Source organism: Saccharopolyspora hordei (genome assembly GCF_013410345.1).
Taxonomy (GTDB): domain Bacteria; phylum Actinomycetota; class Actinomycetes; order Mycobacteriales; family Pseudonocardiaceae; genus Saccharopolyspora; species Saccharopolyspora hordei.
Map to the genome: position 1 here is coordinate 4,433,662 of NZ_JACCFJ010000001.1, position 22,052 is coordinate 4,455,713.

20 protein-coding genes are annotated in these 22,052 nt (G+C 72.0%); 2 read left to right on the forward strand and 18 right to left on the reverse strand.

Annotated features, from left to right (window positions below):
- Positions 1 to 80: 80 nt before the first annotated feature.
- From HNR68_RS20300 to HNR68_RS20310, 3 genes are read right to left on the reverse strand one after another with little or no spacing between them, the layout of a single operon-like run.
- On the reverse strand, positions 81 to 971 hold the full coding sequence (locus HNR68_RS20300; RefSeq protein WP_179723356.1) for a serine hydrolase: 891 nt from the start codon (positions 969 to 971) through the stop codon (positions 81 to 83).
- Positions 968 to 1,861, reverse strand: coding sequence for a LysR family transcriptional regulator (locus HNR68_RS20305; RefSeq protein ID WP_343050281.1), 894 nt, complete (start codon positions 1,859 to 1,861; stop codon positions 968 to 970). The genes HNR68_RS20300 and HNR68_RS20305 overlap by 4 nt, the downstream gene beginning before the upstream one ends.
- 21 nt (positions 1,862 to 1,882) lie before the next feature.
- A complete protein-coding gene (locus tag HNR68_RS20310) occupies positions 1,883 to 3,115 on the reverse strand; it encodes a heparan-alpha-glucosaminide N-acetyltransferase domain-containing protein (RefSeq protein WP_179723357.1) in 1,233 nt (410 codons plus the stop codon).
- Between the two features lie 166 nt (positions 3,116 to 3,281).
- On the opposite strand from HNR68_RS20310, the gene HNR68_RS27485 reads away from it, so the two are divergent.
- Entirely contained in the window at positions 3,282 to 4,508 is a 1,227-nt protein-coding gene (locus HNR68_RS27485) for a histidine kinase (RefSeq protein WP_179723358.1), read from the forward strand.
- On the opposite strand, the gene HNR68_RS20320 is transcribed toward HNR68_RS27485, so the two are convergent.
- From HNR68_RS20320 to HNR68_RS20335, 4 genes are all read right to left on the reverse strand, one after another.
- A complete protein-coding gene (locus tag HNR68_RS20320; protein WP_343050282.1) occupies positions 4,501 to 5,628 on the reverse strand; it encodes a VanZ family protein in 1,128 nt (375 codons plus the stop codon). The genes HNR68_RS27485 and HNR68_RS20320 overlap by 8 nt on opposite strands.
- A 127-nt stretch (positions 5,629 to 5,755) precedes the next feature.
- Positions 5,756 to 6,751 (reverse strand): ElyC/SanA/YdcF family protein, encoded by a 996-nt coding sequence (locus HNR68_RS20325; protein ID WP_179723359.1) that lies wholly within the window; start codon positions 6,749 to 6,751, stop codon positions 5,756 to 5,758.
- Positions 6,752 to 6,837: 86 nt separating this feature from the next.
- Positions 6,838 to 8,679 carry a molecular chaperone DnaK gene (dnaK, locus tag HNR68_RS20330; protein WP_179723360.1) on the reverse strand — a complete coding sequence of 614 codons (1,842 nt, stop codon included), beginning with the start codon at positions 8,677 to 8,679 and terminating at the stop codon, positions 6,838 to 6,840.
- Positions 8,680 to 8,799: 120 nt separating this feature from the next.
- Positions 8,800 to 9,369 carry a helix-turn-helix domain-containing protein gene (locus tag HNR68_RS20335; protein ID WP_179723361.1) on the reverse strand — a complete coding sequence of 190 codons (570 nt, stop codon included), beginning with the start codon at positions 9,367 to 9,369 and terminating at the stop codon, positions 8,800 to 8,802.
- A gap of 84 nt (positions 9,370 to 9,453) precedes the next feature.
- On the opposite strand from HNR68_RS20335, the gene HNR68_RS20340 reads away from it, so the two are divergent.
- Positions 9,454 to 10,281, forward strand: coding sequence for a class I SAM-dependent methyltransferase (locus tag HNR68_RS20340; protein WP_179723362.1), 828 nt, complete (start codon positions 9,454 to 9,456; stop codon positions 10,279 to 10,281).
- Here HNR68_RS20340 and HNR68_RS20345 read toward each other — a convergent pair.
- The 11 genes from HNR68_RS20345 to HNR68_RS20395 all read right to left on the reverse strand — a co-directional run bounded on the left by HNR68_RS20345 (position 10,271) and on the right by HNR68_RS20395 (position 22,024).
- Positions 10,271 to 11,416 carry an MCE family protein gene (locus tag HNR68_RS20345; RefSeq protein WP_179723363.1) on the reverse strand — a complete coding sequence of 382 codons (1,146 nt, stop codon included), beginning with the start codon at positions 11,414 to 11,416 and terminating at the stop codon, positions 10,271 to 10,273. The genes HNR68_RS20340 and HNR68_RS20345 overlap by 11 nt on opposite strands.
- Positions 11,416 to 12,537, reverse strand: a complete 1,122-nt coding sequence (locus HNR68_RS20350; RefSeq protein ID WP_343050283.1) for an MCE family protein — start codon at positions 12,535 to 12,537, stop codon at positions 11,416 to 11,418. The genes HNR68_RS20345 and HNR68_RS20350 overlap by 1 nt, the downstream gene beginning before the upstream one ends.
- Entirely contained in the window at positions 12,534 to 13,685 is a 1,152-nt protein-coding gene (locus HNR68_RS20355; protein ID WP_179723364.1) for an MCE family protein, read from the reverse strand. The genes HNR68_RS20350 and HNR68_RS20355 overlap by 4 nt, the downstream gene beginning before the upstream one ends.
- Positions 13,685 to 14,701, reverse strand: coding sequence for an MCE family protein (locus HNR68_RS20360; RefSeq protein ID WP_179723365.1), 1,017 nt, complete (start codon positions 14,699 to 14,701; stop codon positions 13,685 to 13,687). Before HNR68_RS20360 ends, HNR68_RS20355 begins: the two co-directional genes overlap by 1 nt.
- On the reverse strand, positions 14,698 to 15,732 hold the full coding sequence (locus tag HNR68_RS20365; protein ID WP_179723366.1) for an MCE family protein: 1,035 nt from the start codon (positions 15,730 to 15,732) through the stop codon (positions 14,698 to 14,700). The genes HNR68_RS20360 and HNR68_RS20365 overlap by 4 nt, the downstream gene beginning before the upstream one ends.
- Complete coding sequence (locus tag HNR68_RS20370; RefSeq protein WP_179723367.1) at positions 15,729 to 17,051, reverse strand: MCE family protein; 1,323 nt, start codon at positions 17,049 to 17,051, stop codon at positions 15,729 to 15,731. The genes HNR68_RS20365 and HNR68_RS20370 overlap by 4 nt, the downstream gene beginning before the upstream one ends.
- Complete coding sequence (locus tag HNR68_RS20375; RefSeq protein ID WP_179723368.1) at positions 17,048 to 17,902, reverse strand: MlaE family ABC transporter permease; 855 nt, start codon at positions 17,900 to 17,902, stop codon at positions 17,048 to 17,050. Before HNR68_RS20375 ends, HNR68_RS20370 begins: the two co-directional genes overlap by 4 nt.
- Positions 17,903 to 17,906: 4 nt before the next feature.
- The gene (locus HNR68_RS20380; protein ID WP_179723369.1) at positions 17,907 to 18,686 is read right to left on the reverse strand and encodes an MlaE family ABC transporter permease; all 780 of its coding nucleotides are present in this window, start codon (positions 18,684 to 18,686) and stop codon (positions 17,907 to 17,909) included.
- A gap of 84 nt (positions 18,687 to 18,770) precedes the next feature.
- Positions 18,771 to 19,517 (reverse strand): glucose 1-dehydrogenase, encoded by a 747-nt coding sequence (locus tag HNR68_RS20385; protein WP_179723370.1) that lies wholly within the window; start codon positions 19,515 to 19,517, stop codon positions 18,771 to 18,773.
- A gap of 1 nt (position 19,518) precedes the next feature.
- Positions 19,519 to 21,027 (reverse strand): aldehyde dehydrogenase family protein, encoded by a 1,509-nt coding sequence (locus HNR68_RS20390; protein WP_179723371.1) that lies wholly within the window; start codon positions 21,025 to 21,027, stop codon positions 19,519 to 19,521.
- A gap of 109 nt (positions 21,028 to 21,136) precedes the next feature.
- Positions 21,137 to 22,024, reverse strand: a complete 888-nt coding sequence (locus tag HNR68_RS20395) for a 3-oxoacyl-ACP reductase (protein WP_343050284.1) — start codon at positions 22,022 to 22,024, stop codon at positions 21,137 to 21,139.
- Positions 22,025 to 22,052 lie beyond the last annotated feature (28 nt).

Consider the following 22,052-nt stretch of genomic DNA (forward strand, 5'->3'; position numbering starts at 1 on the left):
CGACCGCGCGGCGATAGCGGATCGCTATGGACGCAGCACCCGGGCACCCGCACCGGGCTCCGGGTCGACGAAAAGATCTCCTACAGCCGCCCGGAACGGAGGTCGTTGACCGCGATCCAGGCGCACTCCCCGATCGCCGAGTCCACCCGCGGCAGCGCCGAGTCGGCGCGCGCGGCGAGCGTGAACACCGCCACCGCGACCGGTTCCTCGCCGTCGAACTGCACCACCGACACCTCGTTGCGCACCGCGCCGACGGTGCCGGTCTTGCCCGCCACCTGGACGCCGCGGAACGGGAAACCGGACCGCACCCGGTGCATCCAGATCTGGTTGCCCAGCAACCGCCGGATGAACGCGCACTGCTGCGGGGAGGCGACGGCGTCGGACCAGATGAGCTCCAGCAGGCGGGTCATCTCGCGCGGTGTGGTGGCGCTGGCGTACGCCGGGTCGTACGCGCTGACGGTCCGCGCCGCGTCGTTGTTCGCGAGCAGCTCGAAGGCCTCCGCCGCCGTGGTGGTGCCCAGCTCCTCGACCAGCGAGGCGTGCTGGTCAGCGGTGCCGCCGACCACCCGGGTGCGGGACAACCCCAGGTCGTCGAGCACCTCGGCGACCGCGTCCAGCCCCACGGCGCCGAGGATGACGTCCGCGGCGGCGTTGTCCGACACGGCCACCATCGACGCGGCCAGGTCGCGCCAGGACACCGTCACCGGGTCGAGGAACGTGGAGAAGCCGCTGGGGCCCGGCGTGCACGAGGTGGGGTCGATGCGCACCGCCGCGCGCGGGTCGATCCGCCCGGCGTCGAAGGCCCGGCACAGCGCCACCAGCAGCGGCAGCTTGTACACCGAGGCGGTCACCACCAGCTCGTCGGCACCGACGCAGATCTCCCGTCCGCCGCCGAACTGCGTGGCGTGCACCCACCCCTCGGCGCCGGCGTCGGCGAGCACCTCGCGGATCCGGCGCTCCACCGGGTTCACGACGCGCTCCGCAGCGACGCCTCGAACGCGGTGCGCGCGTCCTCGGCCGCGGATCCCTGCCAGACCAACCGGACCCGCAGCGCGAAGTCGTCCCCGGCCGGGACCCGCACCACGCCCGGGACGTCGAGCTGCGGGTCCGCGGTGAGCGCGAACGCCCGCCCGGCGGCGACCGCGGCGACCGCGTCCCGGTCGCCCGGCGCGGGGAGGAACTCGGGGGCGAGCCCCTTGGCCCGCAGCGTGTCCGCGAGCAGGTCGAACGCGGCCGTCCCGTGGTTGCGCGGTGCCGTCGCGCAGGCCAGGCCGCGCAGCGACCGGATCGTCGGTCTGCGACCGGCGGCGGGGTGGTCCGCCGGGAGCAGCAGCCAGCGCGGGAGCGTCAGGACCGGGCCGCTGGTCAGCGCGCCGAGCAGCGCGGGGTGGTGCACCGCGGCGCAGTCGAGCCGCCCTGCGGCGACCGCCTCCACGAGGTCGGTGGTCGACGCGGTCGTGGTGATCACGGTGCGGGCGGCGGGACCGGGCGCCGCCGCCCGCACCGCGGCGGTGCAGGCGGCGACCTGCCGGTCGCTCAGCGCCGGGATGACGCCGATGCGCACCGCGCCGCGGTCCTCCCGCTGCCGCCGGGCCTCCTCCTCGAACTGCTCGGCTCCGTCGAGCAGCGCCCGCGCCCGGGGCAGCAGCTCGGCTCCGGCGGTGGTCAGCCGCACTCCGCGCGCTCCCCGGGTGAACAGGGTGACGCCGAGCTTGGTCTCCAACCGCCGCACGCCCTGCGAGACCGGCGGCTGGGTCATGCCGAGCCGGTCGGCGGCGTGCCCGAAGTGCCCTTCCTCGGCGACCGCCACGAAGAACCGGAGATGGCGAAGCAGGTCCACGTGCCCATACAACCACCGCACCACGGCACCTCCGGTCGACGGTCAGCGCACGACCACGTCGGCGGTCCTGGTGGACGCCCAGTGCAGCACCCGCTCCAGCGGACCGCGGCCGAGCAGCGGACGCCACACCCCGCAGAGCACCAGCGACCCCAGCGCGAGGACCAGCAGCGGCAGCCACGGCTGCTCCCCCAGGCCTTCCACCACCGCGCCCAGCACCAGTCCCTGCACCACGTACACGGTGAGCGCCAGGGCACCGACCGCGGCCAGCGGCGCCAGCAGCACGCGCAGGTGGTCGCCCGCGACCAGGCACAGCGCCAGGACCGCCAGCGCAGCACCGGTGGAGGTGACGATCTCGAACGGTGTCCCGGTGTGCGGGGCGTTGAGCAGCAGGGTCGCCGGGGTGGTCGTGGGCGCGACGCCGAAGCCCAGCTGCTGCAGCAGGTCGAGCGGGTCCTCGCCGACCTGCGCGGCGATCGGTGCCAGGCGGTCCAGCACCGGCTGGAGCGCCCGGACACCGCCGAAGACGTGCAGCGCGAGCCACGAACCACCCGCACCGACCACGGTGAGGACGACACCGGTGACCAGCAGTCGCAGGCGCACCGCGGTCGACCGCAGGTCCAGCCGCCCGACGGCCAAGCCGGCGAACACGAACGGCATCCAGGTGATCACTGGGTAGGCCCCGTCGAGCAACAGCCGCTGGACACCCGCGACGGCGGTGTCCCACGAGGTCAGGTCGGTGAACGACAGCGCGCCGCCCGCCGTGCTCCCGCTGCCGGGCAGCGCGGAGCGCACGACGAACGAGACGACCGGTCCGGCGACCGCCCACACCGCGGCGAGCACGGCCAGCACCGCCGGGCGCACCCGCAGGAACGGCAGCGCCAGCAGGAAGTACAGCGCGTAGAACGAGAGGATCACCATCATCGGTGCGCCCAGCTGGGTCAGCACCATGCCGAGCAGGAACAACACGACCGCGCGCACCGCGACGCGCACCCGGTCGCGGCGCAGCGCCAGCCCCTCGTGCGGTCGGCTGCCGCCGGTCAGCAGCGCCAGGGAGACCCCGGCGAGGGTGGCGAACAGGATCGAGGCGTGCCCGTTGCCGAGTGACGCCAGGAACTCGGCCGCGCTGCCGGCGTCCGGGGCGAGCACCGCCGGGCCCGCGTGCGCGACGAACATGCCCAGCACCGCCAGTCCCCTGGCCAGGTCGACGCCGTGCAGGCGGGTGCGTCCCGGTACCGCGGCCTGTGCCGCAGACCGTTCTTCCTCCGTGAGAACCATGCCGCGACGCTAGGGCGGGCGGCGCTGCGCGGTCGTCGCACTCCAGGCCGATCCGCTGATCATCCCGCAGGCGCACGGGGTTTCGCGGGCACCGCGACCACGTCATACCGCAGGTGTACGACCCGGGGTTCATCCGATGCCCCACGTCGTGCCATAGGCTCGCGGTGTGGCAACCGAGAAGCTGACCGCGTCCCCACCGAGCACCGTCGCACCGGAGGAGGGAGCCCCGTTCGTCGGTTCCCGGCCGTCCTGGCTCGCGGGCGTGCCGCGGTGGGTCCTGCTGGGGTTCGTCAGCGCGGTCACCTTCCTGCTGTCCGCCTACAGCGTCCTGGCCAACAACCCGGATCCCGCCGATGCGCTGCCGCTGCTGGCCGTGGCGCTGGCCTCCGCGCTGGTGCTGCTCGGCATGCGCCGCTTCCCGGTGACCGCGCTGCTGCTCATCACGGCCGGGCACCTGTTCATCACGCCGTCCATGGCGCTGTTCCCCGCCCTGTACGCGCTGGGCGCCTACGGCCGGACGAACGGCCGGGTGTGGGGAGTCACGGCGCTCATCGTCCTGGTCAACTTCGTCTGGCAGCAGACGGGAAGCGACGGACTGACCCTCGACCTCCACCCGGGCGTCGTGGTGTGGGTGTGCACGCTGCTCTTCCCCGTCTTCGTCGGCCGCTACATGGCGGGGCGCCGCGCGATGCTGGTGCACTGGGTGGAGCGGGCCGAGCGCGCCGAGCGCGAACGGGCCCTGATCGCGGAGCGCACGCGCAGCGAGGAACGCGCCCGCATCGCCCGCGAGATGCACGATTCCGTTGCGCACCAGGTGAGTCTGGTCGTGGTGCACGCCGGTGCGCTGGAGGTGGTCGCCAGGACCGACCCGGAGAAGGCGGCCAGCGCGGCGGCGACCATCCAGCAGGTGGGGCGGGGCGCGCTGGACGAGCTGCGGCAGATGATCGGGGTGCTGCGCGCCAACCCCGGCGACGACACCCCGGAACCGCCGCGACCGAAGCTCAAGGACCTCGAGTCGCTCGTGTCGTCCTCCCGCGACGCCGGGCTGGACGTCGAGTTGACCGTCACCGGCGACCGCCGCGACCTGGGCGACCAGGTGGAGCGCGCGGCCTACCGCGTGGTGCAGGAGGCCCTGACCAACGTCCACAAGCACGCCGGCGGCGCGCGGGCCACCGTCGCGGTGGACTACGGGGCGGAGCAGCTCGCCGTCACCATCCGCAACGGCCGTCCGGCGGCGGGTTTCCGGCGCAGCCTGCCCAGCGGCGGGCAGGGCCTGATCGGTCTGTCCGAGCGGGTGCAGTTGGCCGGCGGCGAGATCAGCTCCGGTCCGCTGCCCGACGGCGGGTTCGAGGTCGCGGCGACCCTGCCCGCCTCGCCGCGCGGGGTCAGCTGAGCACCGCCGCCCGGTCCACCACGCGGGAGTCGACCATCCGCAGCCCGGTCAGCGCGTAGGAGAGACCGCGCCGCCCGGCCGTGGTGAGCAGCACGACCAGCGAGGTCAGGCCGAAGAAGAACGAGAACACCGACAGCAGGCCCAACGCGGGCAGGACGGTCTCCATCGAGCCCAGCTGGGACAGGAGCACGTAACCGCCGACACCGAACAGGCTGCGCAGCAACCGCTGGCCCGGCCCTGGCACCTGCCCGTCACTCGTCGTCGCCCGCAGCAGCACCACGCGCTGGCCGAGGCTGGGGGCCTGTCCCACCAGCGGGACGACGACCGCCAGCAGGAACCACGACACGAAGGGCGCCACCGCGTTGACCGCGGCGTAGCCGGGCAGTTCGGCGGGCCCCCGGGTGCCGCTGACCAGCTCGCCGTGCGCGGCGAGCAGGCACACGTTGGCGAAGGCGGCGACGAGAGCACCCGTGAGCTGGTGGGACAGCAGGTCGCAGACCGCCGCCAGCAGCCGCCGCGCCCTGGTGACCGGCCGCGGTTGCCCCGGGTCGGCGTCCAGGCGCTGCCCCGGCACGGCGCGCAGCACCGGCGCCGCGAGCGCACCCAGCAGCGCACCCGCCCCGTTGGCGATCAGGTCGTCGACGTCGAACAACCGGTAGGCGCACGGGTAGAGGAACCAGATCCCGGTGCCCTGCGTGGTCTCGATCAGCAGCGAGACGCCCACGCCGATGGCCGTGGTGGCCAGGACGCCGCGCCGGAACATGTACCGGACGAACATGCCCAGCGGCACGAACAAGCCCACGTTGAGCAGGACCTGGGTCAGCGCCGGGTTGCGCAACGTGGCGGCGATCCCGGTGCCGACCGCCTCCTCGCGCATGTCGGCGAGGAACCCGAACGGCGTCCACTGTGGACCACTCGTGCCGTGGACCGCGCAGAAGTCCGGGCCGACCTGCGGGAGCGGGAGCAGCACGTAGGCGACGAGCGCGAGGCTGTAGACCAGCCCGGAGACGGCCAGCACGGCGTTGCCGATGCCGAGTTCCCCGCGTCTGCGGTACTGCCTCGCGACGTACGGCACGAACAGCGCGACCGCCAGGACGCTGCCCACAGCGATCGCCACCACAGCCGGGACTATCCGGGTGCTCACAACTCCCCCATCGGTCAAGGACAGATCAGCGCAGAGGGCGGCGACGTCGGCGCCCCCAGGAACGAACTGGGTGATCTTACCGGGCGCGCTCGCCTCCCGGACGTCAGAGCGCGGACAACAGGCCGCCGAGGAACAGCAGCACGCAGATGCCGCCGTTGATCACCTTGTGCGACAGGAAGATCGCCACGAACTCGCGGATCGTCGCGCTCGGCCAGTAGTAGCGGGCGGTGGGCGAACCGATCACCTGGCCGTTGACCTTCTCGGCGCGGGCGATGCGCGCGGCCCGCATCACGTGGAAGTTGTTGGTGACCACCACGCACCGGAAGTCGGGCTTGCGCTGGGCCATGAGCGCCTTGCTGAACCGCAGGTTCTGCTCGGTGGTGCGCGACTGGTCCTCCACCAGGACCTGGTCCGCGGGAACGCCCTTGTCGATGAGGTAGTCCGCCATGGCCCGCGCCTCGGGCAGGTCCTCACCCGGCCCCTGCCCGCCGGAGGTCACCAGCACCGGCTGCCGTCCCTTCGCGCGCTGGGCCTCGAACACCTCGAGCCCGCGGTCGAGGCGGCTGGCCAGCAGCGGCGGGACCCGGGAGCCGAGCAAGCCCGACCCGAGCACCACGATGAAGTCGACCTCGGTCCGGTGCGGGAACTTCCCGTAGACGAACGAGTAGAGCAGGAAGCACACGAAGACGAACGACACGTAGAACAGCACGTTCCCGATCGCCTCCACGAGGGCCACCAGCGGCTCCCACTGGATGAGACCGGCGACGGAGGTCACCACGACCCACGCCACGATCCCGAGCCCGGCGGCCAGCGACAGCAGGTTGGCCACGCGCCTGCCCTCGCGGCGCAGCATGGTGATCCCGTTGGCGATGAGGAACACGGCGAGCACCAGCACGGTGACCGGCACCAGCAGCACCATGCACATGAAGAGCAGTGCCGCGGCCCACTCGGAGACCCCGGCCAGCGAGATCAGCCCTCCGGCGATCAGGAACATCAAGCAGAAGAACAGGTACACGCCGTTGCGCACCCGACGGCGATCCCGGACGAAGCTGATGACGAAGAGGAGGAACAGCGCAGCGGAGATGGCGAGGAGGAGCACGACAGCAGGCTAACCGACCGATGATCAAGGTCTCGCACGCCAGGTGCGATCGGCCTCGGGACGTCGGCTCCTCCGCCGCCCGCCGCTCACTCCTTCTTGTCGTCTTCGTCGACGATCTCGGCGTCGACGACGTCGTCGTCCGCGGTGGTGCTCTGGCCCGTCGTCCCGGCGTCCTGCGGTTGTTGGTGCTGCTGCCCGTACATCGCCTGGCCGATGCTCTGCGAGGCGGTCGAGAGGCGTTCCACCGCCGAGCGGATGCGGTCCACGTCGTCGCCCTTGAGGGCCTCGTTGACCTCCTTGATCGCGTCCTGCACCTGGTCGCGGGTGTCCGCCGGGACCTTGTCCGCGTTGTCGGTGAGCACCTTCTCCGTCTGGTACACCAGGGTTTCGGCGTGGTTGCGGGTCTCCGCCTCCTCGCGGCGCTTCCGGTCCTCCTCGGCGTGCGCCTCGGCGTCCTTGACCATCCGCTCGATGTCGTCCTTCGGCAGCGCCGACCCACCGCTGATCTTGATGGACTGCTCGCGGCCGGTGCCGAGGTCCTTCGCCGAGACGTGCACGATGCCGTTGGCGTCGATGTCGAAGGTGACCTCGATCTGCGGCACGCCGCGCGGGGCCGGCGGGATGCCGGTGAGCTCGAAGCTGCCGAGCTTCTTGTTGTGCGCGGCGATCTCGCGCTCGCCCTGGAAGACCTGGATCTGCACCGACGGCTGGTTGTCCTCGGCGGTGGTGAAGGTCTCCGAGCGCTTGGTCGGGATCGTGGTGTTGCGCTCGATCAGCTTGGTCATGATGCCGCCCTTGGTCTCGATGCCCAACGACAGCGGGGTGACGTCCAGCAGCAGGACGTCCTTGACCTCACCGCGGAGCACACCGGCCTGCAGGGCGGCGCCGACCGCGACGACCTCGTCCGGGTTCACACCCTTGTTCGGCTCCTTGCCGTCGGTGAGCTCGCGCACCAGCCCGGTCACCGCGGGCATCCGCGTCGCGCCGCCGACCAGCACCACGTGGTTGATGTCACCCACCTTGATCCCGGCGTCCCGGACCGCGTTGGCGAACGGCTTGCGGCAGCGCTCCAGCAGGTCGGAGGTGATCCGCTCGAACTCGGCGCGAGAGAGCGTCTCGTCCAGGAACAGCGGGTTCTTGTCCGCGTCCACCGTGATGTACGGCAGGTTGATGCTGGTCTGCGAGGAGCTGGACAGCTCGATCTTGGCCTTCTCCGCGGCTTCCTTGATCCGCTGCATGGCCATCCGGTCCTTGGTCAGGTCGATGCCGTGCGAGGCCTTGAACCGGTCCACCAGCCACTCGACGATGCGCTGGTCCCAGTCGTCCCCGCCCAGGTGCGTGTCACCCGAGGTGGCCTTGACCTCGACCAGGCCCTCACCGACGTCGAGCAGGGACACGTCGAAGGTGCCGCCCCCGAGGTCGAAGACCAGGATGGTCTGCTCCTTCTCGCCCTTCTCCAGGCCGTAGGCCAGCGCCGCCGCGGTCGGCTCGTTGATGATCCGCAGCACGTTCAGGCCGGCGATCTGGCCGGCCTCCTTCGTGGTCTGCCGCTGCGCGTCGTCGAAGTAGGCCGGGACGGTGATGACCGCGTCGGTGACCTCCTCACCGAGGTAGGACTCGGCGTCCCGCTTGAGCTTCATGAGCACGCGGGCGCTGATCTCCTGCGGGGTGTAGGTCTTGTCATCGATCTCGACCGTCCAGTCGGTGCCCATGTGCCGCTTGACCGACCGGATGGTGCGGTCCACGTTGGTGACCGCCTGGTTCTTCGCGGGCTGACCGACGAGCAGGTCACCGTTCTTGGAGAACGCCACCACCGAAGGCGTGGTGCGCGAGCCCTCGGAGTTGGCGATCACCGTCGGTTCGCCGCCCTCCAGGACGGCCACGACGGAGTTCGTCGTTCCCAGGTCGATACCAACCGCGCGCCCCATCCCAGACTCCTCTCCGACTCGCCCGCGTCGAGTCCTGCGAGGCCGACACCCCCAGTATGGGAAGGGCTCACCACCGCGGCCACCTGGGCAAACCGCGCAGGTGGGAGGGCTGTCAGCGGCTCACGCGGAGCGCGGCTTCGCCCGGACGTGCATGCGCTCGCCCTGCGGACCGAAGAGGCTCAGCACCTCCACCGGGGCCTCGCCCGTGCTGCCGAACCAGTGCGGGAGACGGGTGTCGAACTCGGCGGCCTCCCCCACCTTGAGCACCACGTCGTGCTCGGCGAGCACCAGCCGCAGCCGCCCGCTGAGCACGTACAGCCACTCGTAGCCCTCGTGGGTGCGCGGGTCGGGTTCGCAGCGCTGCACCCCGATGATCATCTTGAACGCCTGCAGGCCGCCCGGCTGCTGGGTCAGCGGCACCACCGTGGTGGCCTCGCCCAGCTGGTACGGCTTCATCCGCACCCGCGGGTCGCCGACCGGTGGCGCGCCGACCAGCTCGTCCAGCGGCACCTGGTGGGCGTGGGCGATCGGCAGCAGCAGCTCCAGGCTCGGCTTGCGCCGACCCGACTCCAGGCGCGACAGCGTGCTGACCGAGATCCCGGTCTTCTCCGACAGCGCGGCCAGGGTGCACCCGCGCTGCCGGCGGATGCTCCGGAGGCGCGGTCCGACCGCGGCGAGCACGTCATCCACGGTCGTATTGCAGAACCGGCAAAGCGGTTTGTCAACTCGGCGAAGTCGCGCGCACCGTGGTGCCCAGGACGGACAGGAGGGTGCATGACCGATCACGACTGGGCCGCGATGGCCGAGGTGCTCGAACTCGAGGGCGAAGCGCACCAGCCCTCCGTGCGGCAGGCGCTGGCCGAGTTGGCGGGACTGGAGCCGCGGCGGGTGGTGGACGTCGGCAGCGGCCCCGGAGTGGCCGCCTGCCTGCTGGCCGATGCCTTCCCCGAGGCGGAGGTGATCGCCGTCGACGGGTCACCGGAGCTGCTGCACCGCGCCGAGCAGCGGGCGCAGCGGCTCGGCGTCCGGCTGCACACCCGGGTCGCCGAGTTCCCGGCGGGGCTGGCCGACCTGGAGCCCGCGGACCTGGTCTGGGCGGCGCAGGTCCTGCACCACGTCGGCGACCCGCGGGACGCGCTGCACCGGCTGGTGCGCCTGCTCCGGCCGGGCGGCGCGCTGGCCGTCGTGGAGGGCGGGCTGCCGACCCGCTGGCTGCCGCACGACGTCGGGTTCGGCCGCCCCGGCCTGCAGGCCCGCCTCGACGCGGCGGCGTCCGAGCGGTCCCACCGCGAGCGCACCGCACTGCCCGTCCCGGAGTCCTGGGCGGACCTGCTGCGCGCGGCCGGGCTGGAGCGGGTGTGGAGCCGGACGTTCCTGGTCGACCGCCCGGCTCCGCTGGACGACCGCACCCGGCGGTGGGTGCGGGGCACGGTCGAGCGGTTCCGGCACGGCCTGCGGGACCACCTGGACGCCGAGGACCTCGCGACCCTGGACCGGCTGCTGGACCCGGCCGACCCGCTGGGGCTCGACCGCCGCCCGGACCTGTTCCTGCTCACCGCGAAGACGGTCCACTTCGGACGGCGACCCGCGGTCACGGGGTGAACGGCAGCGGCGGGGGCACCGGGTCCGGCACCGGCTGGCGCGGGGCGTTCTGCGAGCCGCGGACGTTGATCACGCTGCCCTTCGGCTCCGCGCAGTGGATGTTCTCGTTGACCGGGCCGGGAGACGTCTCGCTGCCCGGCCGGCGCGGGGTGTCCTCGTAGCCGCGGGTGCAGGCCATCGGGTTGAAGAAGTTCAGCGTCAGGCCGAGGTGCCCGGTCCCGTCCGGTGACAGGGTGTGCGTGAAGGACGAGACCACCGGCAACGCCACCAGCAGCTGCTCCACGCCCGCCGTGCGCACCTCGGTGAGCTTCATCGTGGTGAGCATGTTCGCCGCCACCACGCCGAAGTCGGTGGCCGCGCTCGCGAGCAGCGCGTCGACCTCGTGCGTGGCCTCCGGAGCGCGCTCGACGATCCCGCGGAGGTCGGGGTCGGACGCCGCGAGCCGCCCGGTGATCTGCCGCAGCCCGCTGCTGAAGGACCGGATCTCCTCGGTCTGCTCCTGCTGGGTGCGCAGCACGACGTCGGCGTGGGTGAGCAGGTCCGTGGTCTGCGGGAGGTGCTGGTCGGCGGCTGCGACGACCGAGCTGGTGGCGTCCAGCACGCGTTGCAGGTGCGTGCCGGTGCCGGTGAAGGCGGTGCCGACCTCGTCGACGACCGTGCGCAGGTCGTCGGTCGGGACGCTGCCGACCAACCGGTCCAGGTCCACCAGCAGCGATTCCGGCGGCAGCGGCAGCTCGGTGCGGTCCTGCTCGATGACGCTGCCCGCCTCCAGGCGCGGGCCGTCGGCGCGCTGCGGCCGCAGGTCCAGGTACTGCTCGCCGACCGCGGACCGGTTGGCCACCACCGCCCGGGTGTCGGCGGGGATCGGCGGTGCGGAGTCGTCGATGTGCACCTCCACGTCGATGCCCTCCTCGGTCAGCCGCATCCCGGTGACCCGGCCGACCGAGACGCCGCGGTAGGTGACCTCGGAGTTGGTGAACAGCCCGCCGGACTCCGCCAGCCGCACCGTCACCGGGAAGCCGTCGCCGCCGAACAGCCGGCCCAGCCCGGCGTACTCGCCACCGGTGTAGCCGATGCCGACCACGGCGAGGACGAGGATCAGCGCCAGGTGGACCTTGGTCTTGCGGCTGAACATCAATCGCCTCCCTGCTGGGGTGGGCCGGGCAGCGGCAGCGGCGGCAGCGGCGGGACCGGGGGCGGCAGCCGCAGGCCCGACTGGCCGGCGTCGGTGAGCCCGGGCAGCGGGAGCAGCGGCCCGGAGGAGCGCGTCAGGTTCTCGAGGATGCTGCCGAGGTCGATCTCGACGCGGACGTCGGCGTTGACGAAGTCGCCCTTGAGCGCGTTCATCGCGTACTCCGGGAACGGGTAGGTCATCAGGAAGCCGATGGCGTCCGGCAGCGCGTCGCCGGTGTCGGCGAGCCGCTGCAGCGTGGGCGCGAGCGCGTGCAGGTCGGCGAGCATGTCGTCCTTGCTGCGGTGGACGGTGTCGACCGCGACACCGGAGAGCCGGTCCAGCGACTCCAGCATCGTCACCAGCTGGTCGCGCTGCTCGTTGAGCACCCGCAACCCCGGCCCGATGTCGTCGAGCGCGGTCGCGATCGTGCCGGTCTGGTCGCGCAGCGTCGCCGACAGCCGGTCGAGCGCGTCGATGGCCCGGGTGATCTCCTCCTTCTGACCGTCCAACCTGGACACCGCTTCGTCCAGGTTCGCCAGCAGGGACCGGATCTGCTCCTCGTTGCCGGCGAAGGCGCTGTTGAGCTCGCGCACGATGTCCTGCAGCTGCGTCACCCCACCGCCGTTGAGCAGCATCGACAGCGCACCGAGCACCTCTTCGACCTGGGGGTTGCGGTTGGTGCGCTCGAGCGGGATCACCGCGCCGTCGGTGAGCTCGCCCGGCGCCGGGTCCGGGGGCTCGGCGAGTTCGACGAACTTCTCCCCCAGCAGGCTCGCCTGGCGCAACCGGGCCACGGCGTTGGCGGGCAGCCGGACGTCACCGTTGACCGACATGAACACCTGCGCCGTGGTGTTGTCCAGGCTGAGCTCGATGCGCTCCACCCGGCCGACCGGCACGTCGTTGACCTTCACGTGGGACTGCGGCACCAGGTCCAGCACGTCGGCGAAGTGCGCGCTCACCTCGTACGGGTGGTCGCCCAGCTCGGCGCCGCCGGGCAGCGGCGCGTTGTAGAGCCCGCTGAAGCCGCCCGTCGAACAGCCGGCCACCAGCAGCAGGGACAGCAGCAGTGCGCACCGCCTCACGGGTTGCCACCCCCGGGCACCTGGCCGACCAGCGGCAGCGGCGGCAGCTCCCCCTGCTGGACGTGGTGCAGGGCCTCGCCGACCGACGGCAGCTGCAGGGCGTCGTCGAGCAGCGGCGCCAGTTCGTCGCACGCCTTCTTGATCTCCCCGGGCAGCGGCTCGGGCGTGGTGTTCTGCACCAGCTTGCAGATCATGAGGATCGGCGACTGGGTGAGCTCGTTGAAGTGGCCGCGCACGCTGACGCTGCCGGAGGCCGCGTCGTAGGCGTTGATGAAGTTCGTCGCCCCCAGCGGGGCCACGTCCAGCACCTCCGCCAAGGCCTCCCGCTCGTCCACCAGCGCCTGCGTCACCCCGGTCAGGTTCTCGACGTTGGAGGCGATCTGCTCCCGGTTGTCCCGGATGAAGGTCGTCACGTCGCCCAGCGCCGCCGACAGCGACGACAGCGCCGCGCCCATCTCGTCCTGGTCCTCGGCCAGGAACCCGGTGACGTCGGCGAGCCGGCCGTGGAACTGGCGGATCTGCTCGTCGCTGGCGGCCAGCGCGGCGGTGAACCGGTTGAGGTTGTCCACGGTGGAGAAGAGGTCGCCCTGGTTCTCCTGGAGCGTTCCGGCGAGCTCCCCGAGCCGCTGGACCGTGGCGTTGAGGTCCGCCCCGTTGCCCTCCAGCACGTCGGCGGAGGTGCCGAGCAGGTCCGTCACCGCGCCCTCGCGGTTGGCGCCGTCCGGCCCGAGCGCCTCGGCGAGCGCCTTGGCGCTGCGGTAGAGGTCGTCCAGCTCCGCCGGGGTCGCCGTGCGGTCCTCCCCCAGCACCGCACCGGCTTCGAGCTCCGGTCCACCGGAGTAGGCCGGGGTCAGCTGCACGTAGCGGTCGCTGACCAGGCTGGGCGCCACCACCACGGCCTTGACGTCCGCGGGCACCGGCACGTCGTCGTCGAGGTGCATGTCCACCCGGACCACCTCGCCCTGCGGCACCACCGCGTCGATGCGGCCCACCTCGACGCCCAGCACCCGCACGCTGGAGCCCGCGTAGAGGCCGACCGCCTTGTCGAAGAACGCGGTGAGCGGCTTGCCCGGGTCGCTGAACACCCACCACAGGCCCGCGGCGGCCACCAGCACCAGCGCGCACCCGATCCCGACCAGCTTGCGCATCAGTCACCTCCGACGGGTCGGCTCGGCACCGGCAGCTCGCAGGACGTGGGGTTGGTCTGCAGCGGGCCGGCGTTGACCACCGGCGGCAGCAGCCCGCAGATGTAGCCCTCGAACCACCGGCCGTTGCCCACGGTGTTGTTGAACCCGCGCACGTACGGCGCCATCGCGGCGATGGTCCGCCCGACGTCGTCCTGGTTGCGCTGCAGCATCTCGGTGAGCTGGTTGAGCTGGTCCAGCGTCGGCTGCAGCTGCGCCTGGTTGTCGGCCACCAGGCCGCGCAGCTCGTCGGAGAGCCGCTGGGTGCCCCGCAGCAGCGACGAGATCGCCTCGCGGCGCTGCTGCAGCTCGGTCAGCAGCGCGTTGCCGTCGGAGACCAACCGCTGCACCTGCTGGTCGCGGTCGGCGGCGATCTCGGTGACCCCGCTGGTGCTGCGGAGCAGCTCGGCGAGCTGCTGGTCGCGCGAGGCGATGGTCTGCGACAACGCGGCGAGCCCGTCCACCGCCTCGCCGAAGTGCGCGGGTGCGCCGCGGAGCGTGTCGGCGAGCACCGCGAAGCTCTGCCCGAGCTGCTGGGTGTCGATCTGGTCGGTGGTGCGGGTGAGCTCGGTCAGCGCGTCGGGGATGTCGAACGGCGTGGTCGTGCGCTCCACCGGGATGGGCTCGGACAGCTCCTGCTCGCCGTCCGGGTGCAGCGCCAGGAACTTCTCGCCGAGCAGCGTCTTGATCTCGATGCCGGCCCGGCTGCGGTCGCCGACGTCCGCGTCGTCGACGCGGAACGACACCAGCACCCGGTCGCCCTCCAGCGCGACGTCGGTGACCTCGCCGCTGCGGATGCCGGCGATGCGCACGTCGTCGCCCGCGGAGAGCCCGGCCGACTCGGTGAAGTAGGCCTGGTAGGTGCGTCCGCCGAGCACCGGGAGGTCCTTGGCGAAGAACGCGGCCGCCGTCGCGCACACCAGCAGCACGATCGTCACCACGCCGACGACCGCCTGGTCGCGCTCCTTGAGGGGTTTCACGGCTTGCACCTCTCTGGCATCTCGGTCGCGGGGACGGGCAGGATCGGGACCTTGACGTCGAGCTCGGCGATGCCGACGGTGCCCGACAACCGGCACAGGTAGAAGTTGAACCAGCTGCCGTAGCTCACCGTCCGGGTCAGCGCGCCCAACCGGTCCGGGACGGTCTGCAGGTCGTGCTCGAGCTTCGGCATCTCGGCGTTGAGCACGCTGGTGAGCCGGTCGAGCTCGACGATGTCGCGCCGCAGCGGTTCCCGGGCCTCGTCGACCAGACCGCCGGTGGTGGCGGCCAGCTCGTCCAGCGCGGCGATGGCCTCGCCCACCGGTTCGCGCTGCTCGGCCAGCCCGGTCGTCAGCTGCTGCAACGAGCCGATCAGCTCGCCCAGCTCCGGGCCACGCGCGTTCACCGCGCTGATCGTGGTGTTCAGGTTGTCGATCACCTGGCCGATCACCTCGTCCTTGCGGGCGATGGTGCTCGTCAGTGACGCGGTGTGCGCGAGGAGGCTGTCCACTGTGCCCGCTTCGCCCTGCAGCACCTGGACGATCTCGGCGGACAGCTGGTTGACGTCCTGCGGCGAGAGCGCTTGGAACAGCGGTTTGAAGCCGTTGAACAGCACGGTGAGGTTCAGCGACGGGTGGGTGCGCTCCACCGGGATCTCCCCGCCCGGCGGGAGCACGTCCTCGCCTCCCTCGAGCGCGGCGTCCAGCGACAGGTACCGCTGCCCGGCGAGGTTGCGGTACTTCACCGTGGCCGAGACGTCCGCGGGCAGCCGCCGGTGGGAGTCGACGTCGAAGCCGACCAGCGCCTGATCGCCGTCGACCAGCTCCAGGTCGGTGACCCGCCCGACCTTGACCCCGGCGATCCGCACGTCGTCGCCGACGTCGAGCCCGGAGGCGTCGACGAACCGCGCGGTGTAGCGGTGGGACGCGCTGGACGTGGACGCGGCGATGGTCATCGCCAGCACCCCGGTCAGCACCACCGTGATCAGCGCGAACAGGGAGAGCTTGAGCAGCGGTGCCGTGATCGACCTCATCTCACCTCCACCTCGGCTCCGCGGTAGACCGGCCCGACCAGCAGCCCGCTCCACTCCGGGACGTCCTGGCGGGCGACGCCGAGCTGCGGCGCCAGCAGCGTCGAGAGCAGGTCCTGCTCGGCGGGCGAGTTCACCACCGACTGCGCCGTGGTCGGCGCGGGATCGGCCCACGGGAACACCTCGTCGCGGTCCAGCGGCGGTTCCGGGAACGTCGAGCCGTCCTGCACCGGTCCACCCGGCGGGTACTGCGGGAAGGTGTCCGGCGGTTCGACCCACGGGTAGCAGCGCGGGCCGCGCTGGTCGAGGTACTCCGGGTCGTCCTTGCCAGGCACGTACTTGCCGCGGCTGCCGGTGATCTCGATGGTGAACTTCGCGATGTTGGGGTGCTCGGTGCCCTTGCCGAACGAGAACTCACCGTTGGGGATGGAGTCGGCGAACTGCTTGAGCATGCACGGGTACTCCGGGGAGTACTCGGCCAGCAGCTCCAACGTGGACCGCGACGTGCTGGTGAGCTGGATGAGGTTGTCCTTGTTGAGCGAGAGGAACCGGTCCAGCCGCTCGGCGCTGCCGGTGGTGCTGCTGATCATGGTCTGCAGCTGGGTGCGCTGCTCGGCGATCGTCCGGCTGGTGGTGGTCAGGTCGCCCAGCGCCTGCACCAGGTCCGGCGCGGCGTCGCCGTAGGTGTCGGCCACCTCGTCGATGCGCGCGACGACCGACTCCAGCTTCGGCAGCGACGGGTTCAACCGCTCCAGGTAGCTGTCGAGCTGCACCAGCGTGTCGCCCAGCTGCTCGCCGCGGCCGTCGAGCGCCTGCGAGACCGCGGTCAGCGTCGTGGACAGCTTCTCCGGCTGCACCGCCTGCAGGACGGGCAGCAGGTCCTCGAGCACCTGCTCGATCTCGATGGCGGAACTGCTGCGGTCCTGCGGGATCACGTCGCCCGCCTCGAGCGCGCGCGTCCCGGCGGTCGGCGGGACCTGCAGGGCGACGTAGCGTTCGCCGAAGAGCGTCTTCGGCAGCAACCGCGCCGACGCGGTGGCCGCAATCATCTCCGCGTGCTCGGGCCGCAGCCCCAGTTCCAGCACCGCGCGGTCGCCGACGGTCCGCACCGCGCGGACCTCGCCGACCACCACGCCGCGCGCCTTCACGTCGGCGCCGACCCGCATCTGGTTGCCGATCCGGTCGGTCTCCAGGCTCACCGTCACGACCGGGGTGAACGCCTTGCGGTACATCGCGATGGTGCCCGCGAAGAACAACCCGGCCAGCACCAGGAACGCCATCCCGAGCGCCTGGTAGCGGCGCCTGCCCTCCCCGGCCCTCATCCGGAGATCCGCACGGTCGTGGTGGAACCCCAGATGGCCAGGCTGAGGAAGAAGTCCAGCACCGTGATGAGCACGATCGACGTGCGCACCGCCCGGCCCACGGCGACCCCGACCCCGGCCGGCCCACCGTGCGCGGTGTAGCCGAAGTAGCAGTGCGTCAGGATCACCGCGATGCTGAACAGGATCACCTTGCCGAAGGACCACAGCACGTCCTCCGGCGGCAGGAACAGGTGGAAGTAGTGGTCGTAGGTGCCCGCGGACTGGCCGTAGAAGGACACGGTGATGAACCGCGAGGCGAAGTACGAACCGAGCAGACCCACCACGTAGAGCGGGACCACCGCGGTCACCCCGGCCAGCACCCGGCTGGTCACCAGGTACGGCACGGTCCGCACGCCCATCACCTCCAGGGCGTCGATCTCGTCGGAGATCCGCATCGCGCCGAGCTGCGCGGTGAACCCGCAGCCCACCGTCGCCGACAGCGCGAGGCCCGCGGCCAGCGGCGCCACCTCGCGGGTGTCGAAGTAGGCGGCGATGAACCCGGTGAGCGCGGAGGTGCCCAGCTGGTCCAGCGAGGAGTAGCCCTGCAACCCGACCACCGCGCCGGTGGCCACGGTCATGCCGATCATCACGCCGAGCGTGCCGCCGATCACCGCCAGCGCCCCGCTGCCGAAGACGACCTCGGTCAGCAGCCGAGCGGTCTCCCGCGGGTACTTGCGCAACGTGACCGGGGCGAGGGCCACAGCGCGCAGGTAGAAGGACAACTGCCAGCCCAGCCCGGCGAGCGCGTTGCCGGGCGCGTGCCGGAAGCGTCGGCTCGCCGGAGCTGCGGTGATCGGTTCGAGCACGGCCATCGGCTCACAACCCCTTCGGTGGCACGAGCTGCAGGTAGATCCCGGTGAGCAGCAGGTTGATCAGGAACAGCAGCAGGAACGTGATCACCACGGCCTGGTTGACGGCGTCGCCCACGCCCTTCGGCCCGCCGGCCGGGTTGAGGCCCCGGTAGGCGGCGACCACGCCGGCCACGAACCCGTACACCAGCGCCTTGAGCTCGCTGATCCACAGGTCCGGCAGCTGCGCCAGGGCGTTGAAGCTCGCCAGGTAGGCGCCAGGTGTCCCGCCCTGCAGCACCACGTTGAAGAAGTAGCCGCCGAGCACGCCGACGACGCTGACCAGCCCGTTGAGCAGCAGGGAGACCAGCATCGCGCCGACCACACGCGGCACGATGAGCCGGTGGATCGGCGAGACGCCCAGCACCTCCAGGGCGTCGATCTCCTCGCGGATGGTGCGCGCCCCGATGTCCGCGCACACCGCCGACCCGCCCGCGCCAGCGACCAGCAGCGCGGTGATGAGCGGGCTGGCCTGCTGCAGGATGGCCAGCGCGCTCGCGGCGCCGGTGAAGGACTGGGCGCCGATCTGCTGGATCAGCGACCCGAGCTGCATGGCGATGACCGCGCCGAAGGGGATCGCGACCAGCGCGGTGGGCAGGATCGTCACGCTGGCGAAGAACCAGGCCTGCTGGATGAACTCGCGGAACTGGAAGGGACGCCGCGGGATGCCCCGCAGCACCGCCCACGCCAGCGTCGCCATCCGTCCGACGTGGACGAGCGCGCCGGCCCCAGCGCTGCGCACCGCCATCTGGTCCCTCCCGATCCGCGTTGATCCGGGGTGGGCGCCTCCCGTCGAGGAGCGGGGCGGGAGGCGCCCGCGACTCGCCGCCGGTCAGGCCAGCGAGTGCGTTGCCGTGGCGCCGCCGTCGGCGACGAACTCCGCGCCGGTGCAGTAGGAGCTCTCGTCGCTGGCCAGGAACAGCACCAGCTCCGCGATCTCCTCGGGCTGCCCGACCCGGCCCAGCGCGACCCGCTTGCCGATCTGCTCCATCGGCACCGGAGCGCCCACCGCGTCGGGGATCATCTGCGTGTCGACCGCGCCGGGGTGCACCGAGTTGACCCGGATGCCGTGCTTGCCCAGCTCCATCGCCGCGACCTTGGTCATGCCGCGGATGGCGAACTTGCTCGCCGCGTAGGCGACCATGAGCGGCATCCCACCGAGACCCTCCACCGAGGACACGTTGATGACGGACCCGCCTCCGTCGGACATCGCCGGGACGACTTCCCGCATGCCCAGGAAGGTGCCGATCTGGTTGACCCGGATGACCCGCTCGTAGTCGACCAGGCTGGTGTCGGCCAGCTCCGAGAAGTGCAGCACCCCGGCGTTGTTGACCAGCACCTGCACCCGGCCCAGGTCTCCCGCCGCGCGCACCGCGTCCACCCAGTCGTCCTCGGAGGCGACGTCCAGGTGCTGGTAGACGGCGGCCGGGCCGAGCTCGTCGGCCAGCGCCTGGCCCGCCTCGTCGGCCACGTCGGCCAGCAGCACCCGCGCGCCCTCGGCGACGAACCGCCGCGCGGCGGCCGCGCCCTGCCCGCGCGCCGCACCCGTGATGATCGCGACCTTGCCCGCCAACCGCATGTCACATCAACTCATCGGTCAGCGGCAGCAGCACCGTCTTCAGCTCGGTGTAGGCCTCGAAGGACGAACGGCCGCCCTCCCGGCCCAGACCGGACTGCTTGTACCCGCCGAACGGCAGGTGCGGCTCCACCTGGAACCCGTTGATGCCGACCGTCCCGCAGCGCAGCCGCTTGGCCACCCGGAACGCCCGCTGCACGTCCTTGGTGAACACCCCGGCGCCGAGGCCGTACTCGGTGTCGTTGGCCAGCCGCACCGCCTCGTCCTCGTCGCCGAAGGGCACCACCGTCAGCACCGGGCCGAAGATCTCCTCCTGGGCGATGGTCATCGAGTTGTCCGCGTCGGCGAAGATGGTCGGCTGCACGAAGTTCCCGGCGCTGAGCTCGCCGTCGGACCTGCCACCGCCGGTGACCAGCCGGGCGCCCTCCTGCTGCCCCTTCTCGATGTAGCCGAGCACCCGGTCCAGCTGGCGCTGGTTGATCAGCGGGCAGGACATGACACCGGGGTCGAAGGGGTCGCCGTAGGTGACCGAGCCCGCGATCATCTCGGCCGCGCCGATGAACTCGTCGTAGGCGTCGCGGTGCACCAGCGCCCGGGTGGCCGCCACGCACGCCTGTCCGGACAGCCCGAGGGTGACCATGCCCATCGTGGTCATGCCGGCCAGCCCCACGTCGGCGTCGGGGAACACGATGGCCGGGCTCTTGCCGCCGAGCTCCAGCGACACCCGCTTCATGGTGCCCGCCGAGGCCTCCACGATCCGGCGGCCGACCGCGCGACTGCCGGTGAAGCTGATCTTGTCCACCAGCGGGTGGGTGATGAGCGCTTCACCGGTCGGGTCGCCGGGCCCGGTGACGACGTTGACCACGCCGTCCGGCACCCCGGCCTCCTGCAGCAGCTCCACCATCCGCAGCACGCTGAACGTGGCGTGCTCGGAGGGCTTGAGCACCACCGTGCAGCCGGCGGCCAGCGCGGGGGCGAGCTTCTGCGCGAAGAGCAGGAACGGCGCGTTCCACGGCAGGATCGCGGCCACCACGCCGACCGGTTCGCGCAGCGTCATCGCGAGGTGGTCACCACCCTGGTACGGCGGGAAGGTCTCGCCGCCGGCCTTGTCGATCCACCCGGCGTGGTGGTCGAAGACGTCCGCGGCCACCTCGACCGACCCGGCGTAGACGGTGGCGAACGACAGCGGGACGCTGTTGTCCAGCGCCTGCCGCGCCCGCAGGTCGTCGGCGTTCTCCCGGAGCAGGTCGGAGCACCGGCGCAGCAGCCGGGACCGCTCCCCCACCCGCATCCCGGGCCACGGCGACTCGTCGAACGCGCGCCGCGCGGCCCGCACCGCCTCGTCGACGTCCTCGGCGCCGGCGACGGCGACGTTGCCGATCACCTCGCCGGTCGCCGGGTGGTGGTGGGTCCAGGTGCGGCCCGCTCGGGCCTGCCGCCACTGGCCGTCGACCAGCAGCAATCCGTCCTTGAGCCCAGCAGCGTCGCGGTGCTGCTGCACGGTCAGCGCCATCGCATCCTCCAGGGGAGTGCACAGCTCGTTGTGCGTACCAGGGCCGGACCGGTCCCGCCGCGGACTCGGTGCCGCGGCGGTGCGGTCGCTCGTCGTCTCGGTCCGCTCCTCAGGGGAGGGACATCAGTTCTGCGGCCGCGAAGACGCGCTCCGGGTCGCGGTCGGCGAAGTAGCTGCCGACGGTCTTGTCCAGCTCTTCTTGGGTCCACAGTGGTCCGCTGGTGTCGAACCGCTGCTCGACGGTGGGCGGGGACATCAGTGCGACCATCCCGCTGTGCACGACGAACACCTGGCCGCTGATCGCCTCCGCGGCGGGCGAGGCCAGGTAGACCACCAACGGAGCGACGTGGTCCGTCGACAGTGGATCGACGCCGTCCTCCGGCGGCGGGCCGAACACCTCCGCGGTCATCGCCGTCCGCGCGCGCGGGCAGATCGCGTTCGCGCGCACGCCCATGCGCGCCAGCGCACGCGCGGTGGAGACGGTGAGCGCGGCGATCCCGCCCTTGGCCGCCGCGTAGTTCGGCTGCGCCGCCGCGCCGAGCAGGAACGCCTCCGAGGCGGTGTTGATCACGCTGCCCCAGGTCGACCCGGTCTGCTTGTACTGGTCCCGCCAGTACGCGGCGGCGTTGCGGGACAGCAGGAAGTGGCCGCGGAGGTGGACCCGGACCACGTCGTCCCACTCCTGGTCGGACATCGTGAACAGCATCCGGTCCCGCAGCACCCCGGCGTTGTTGACCACCACGTGCAGCCCGCCGAACCGCTGCACCGCGGTGGACACCAGCTCCTCCGCGGTCTCGCCGGCCGAGACGTCCCCCCGCACCGCGACCGCCGCGCCGCCGTCCGCCTCGATCTCGGCCACCACGTCCGCAGCGCCCTCGCTGACGTCGTTGACCACCACCGCGGCGCCGGCGCGGGCCAGCGCGAGCGCTTCCGCGCGCCCCAGCCCCGCTCCGGCCCCGGTGACGACCGCGACCTTGCCCTCCAGGTTCCGCACCACCACTCCTCGCTGTCGCTCGTGCGTGCTC

Coding starts and splice junctions, on each gene's coding strand:
- HNR68_RS20380 (WP_179723369.1), bottom strand. CDS start 18,686: ATGGCGGTGCGCAGCGCTGGGGCCGGCGCGCTCGTCCACGTCGGACGG.
- HNR68_RS20385 (WP_179723370.1), bottom strand. CDS start 19,517: ATGCGGTTGGCGGGCAAGGTCGCGATCATCACGGGTGCGGCGCGCGGG.
- HNR68_RS20310 (WP_179723357.1), bottom strand. CDS start 3,115: ATGGTTCTCACGGAGGAAGAACGGTCTGCGGCACAGGCCGCGGTACCG.
- HNR68_RS20355 (WP_179723364.1), bottom strand. CDS start 13,685: ATGCGCAAGCTGGTCGGGATCGGGTGCGCGCTGGTGCTGGTGGCCGCC.
- HNR68_RS20370 (WP_179723367.1), bottom strand. CDS start 17,051: ATGAGGGCCGGGGAGGGCAGGCGCCGCTACCAGGCGCTCGGGATGGCG.
- HNR68_RS20365 (WP_179723366.1), bottom strand. CDS start 15,732: ATGAGGTCGATCACGGCACCGCTGCTCAAGCTCTCCCTGTTCGCGCTG.
- dnaK (WP_179723360.1), bottom strand. CDS start 8,679: ATGGGGCGCGCGGTTGGTATCGACCTGGGAACGACGAACTCCGTCGTG.
- HNR68_RS20390 (WP_179723371.1), bottom strand. CDS start 21,027: ATGGCGCTGACCGTGCAGCAGCACCGCGACGCTGCTGGGCTCAAGGAC.
- HNR68_RS20345 (WP_179723363.1), bottom strand. CDS start 11,416: ATGTTCAGCCGCAAGACCAAGGTCCACCTGGCGCTGATCCTCGTCCTC.
- HNR68_RS20375 (WP_179723368.1), bottom strand. CDS start 17,902: ATGGCCGTGCTCGAACCGATCACCGCAGCTCCGGCGAGCCGACGCTTC.
- HNR68_RS20340 (WP_179723362.1), top strand. CDS start 9,454: ATGACCGATCACGACTGGGCCGCGATGGCCGAGGTGCTCGAACTCGAG.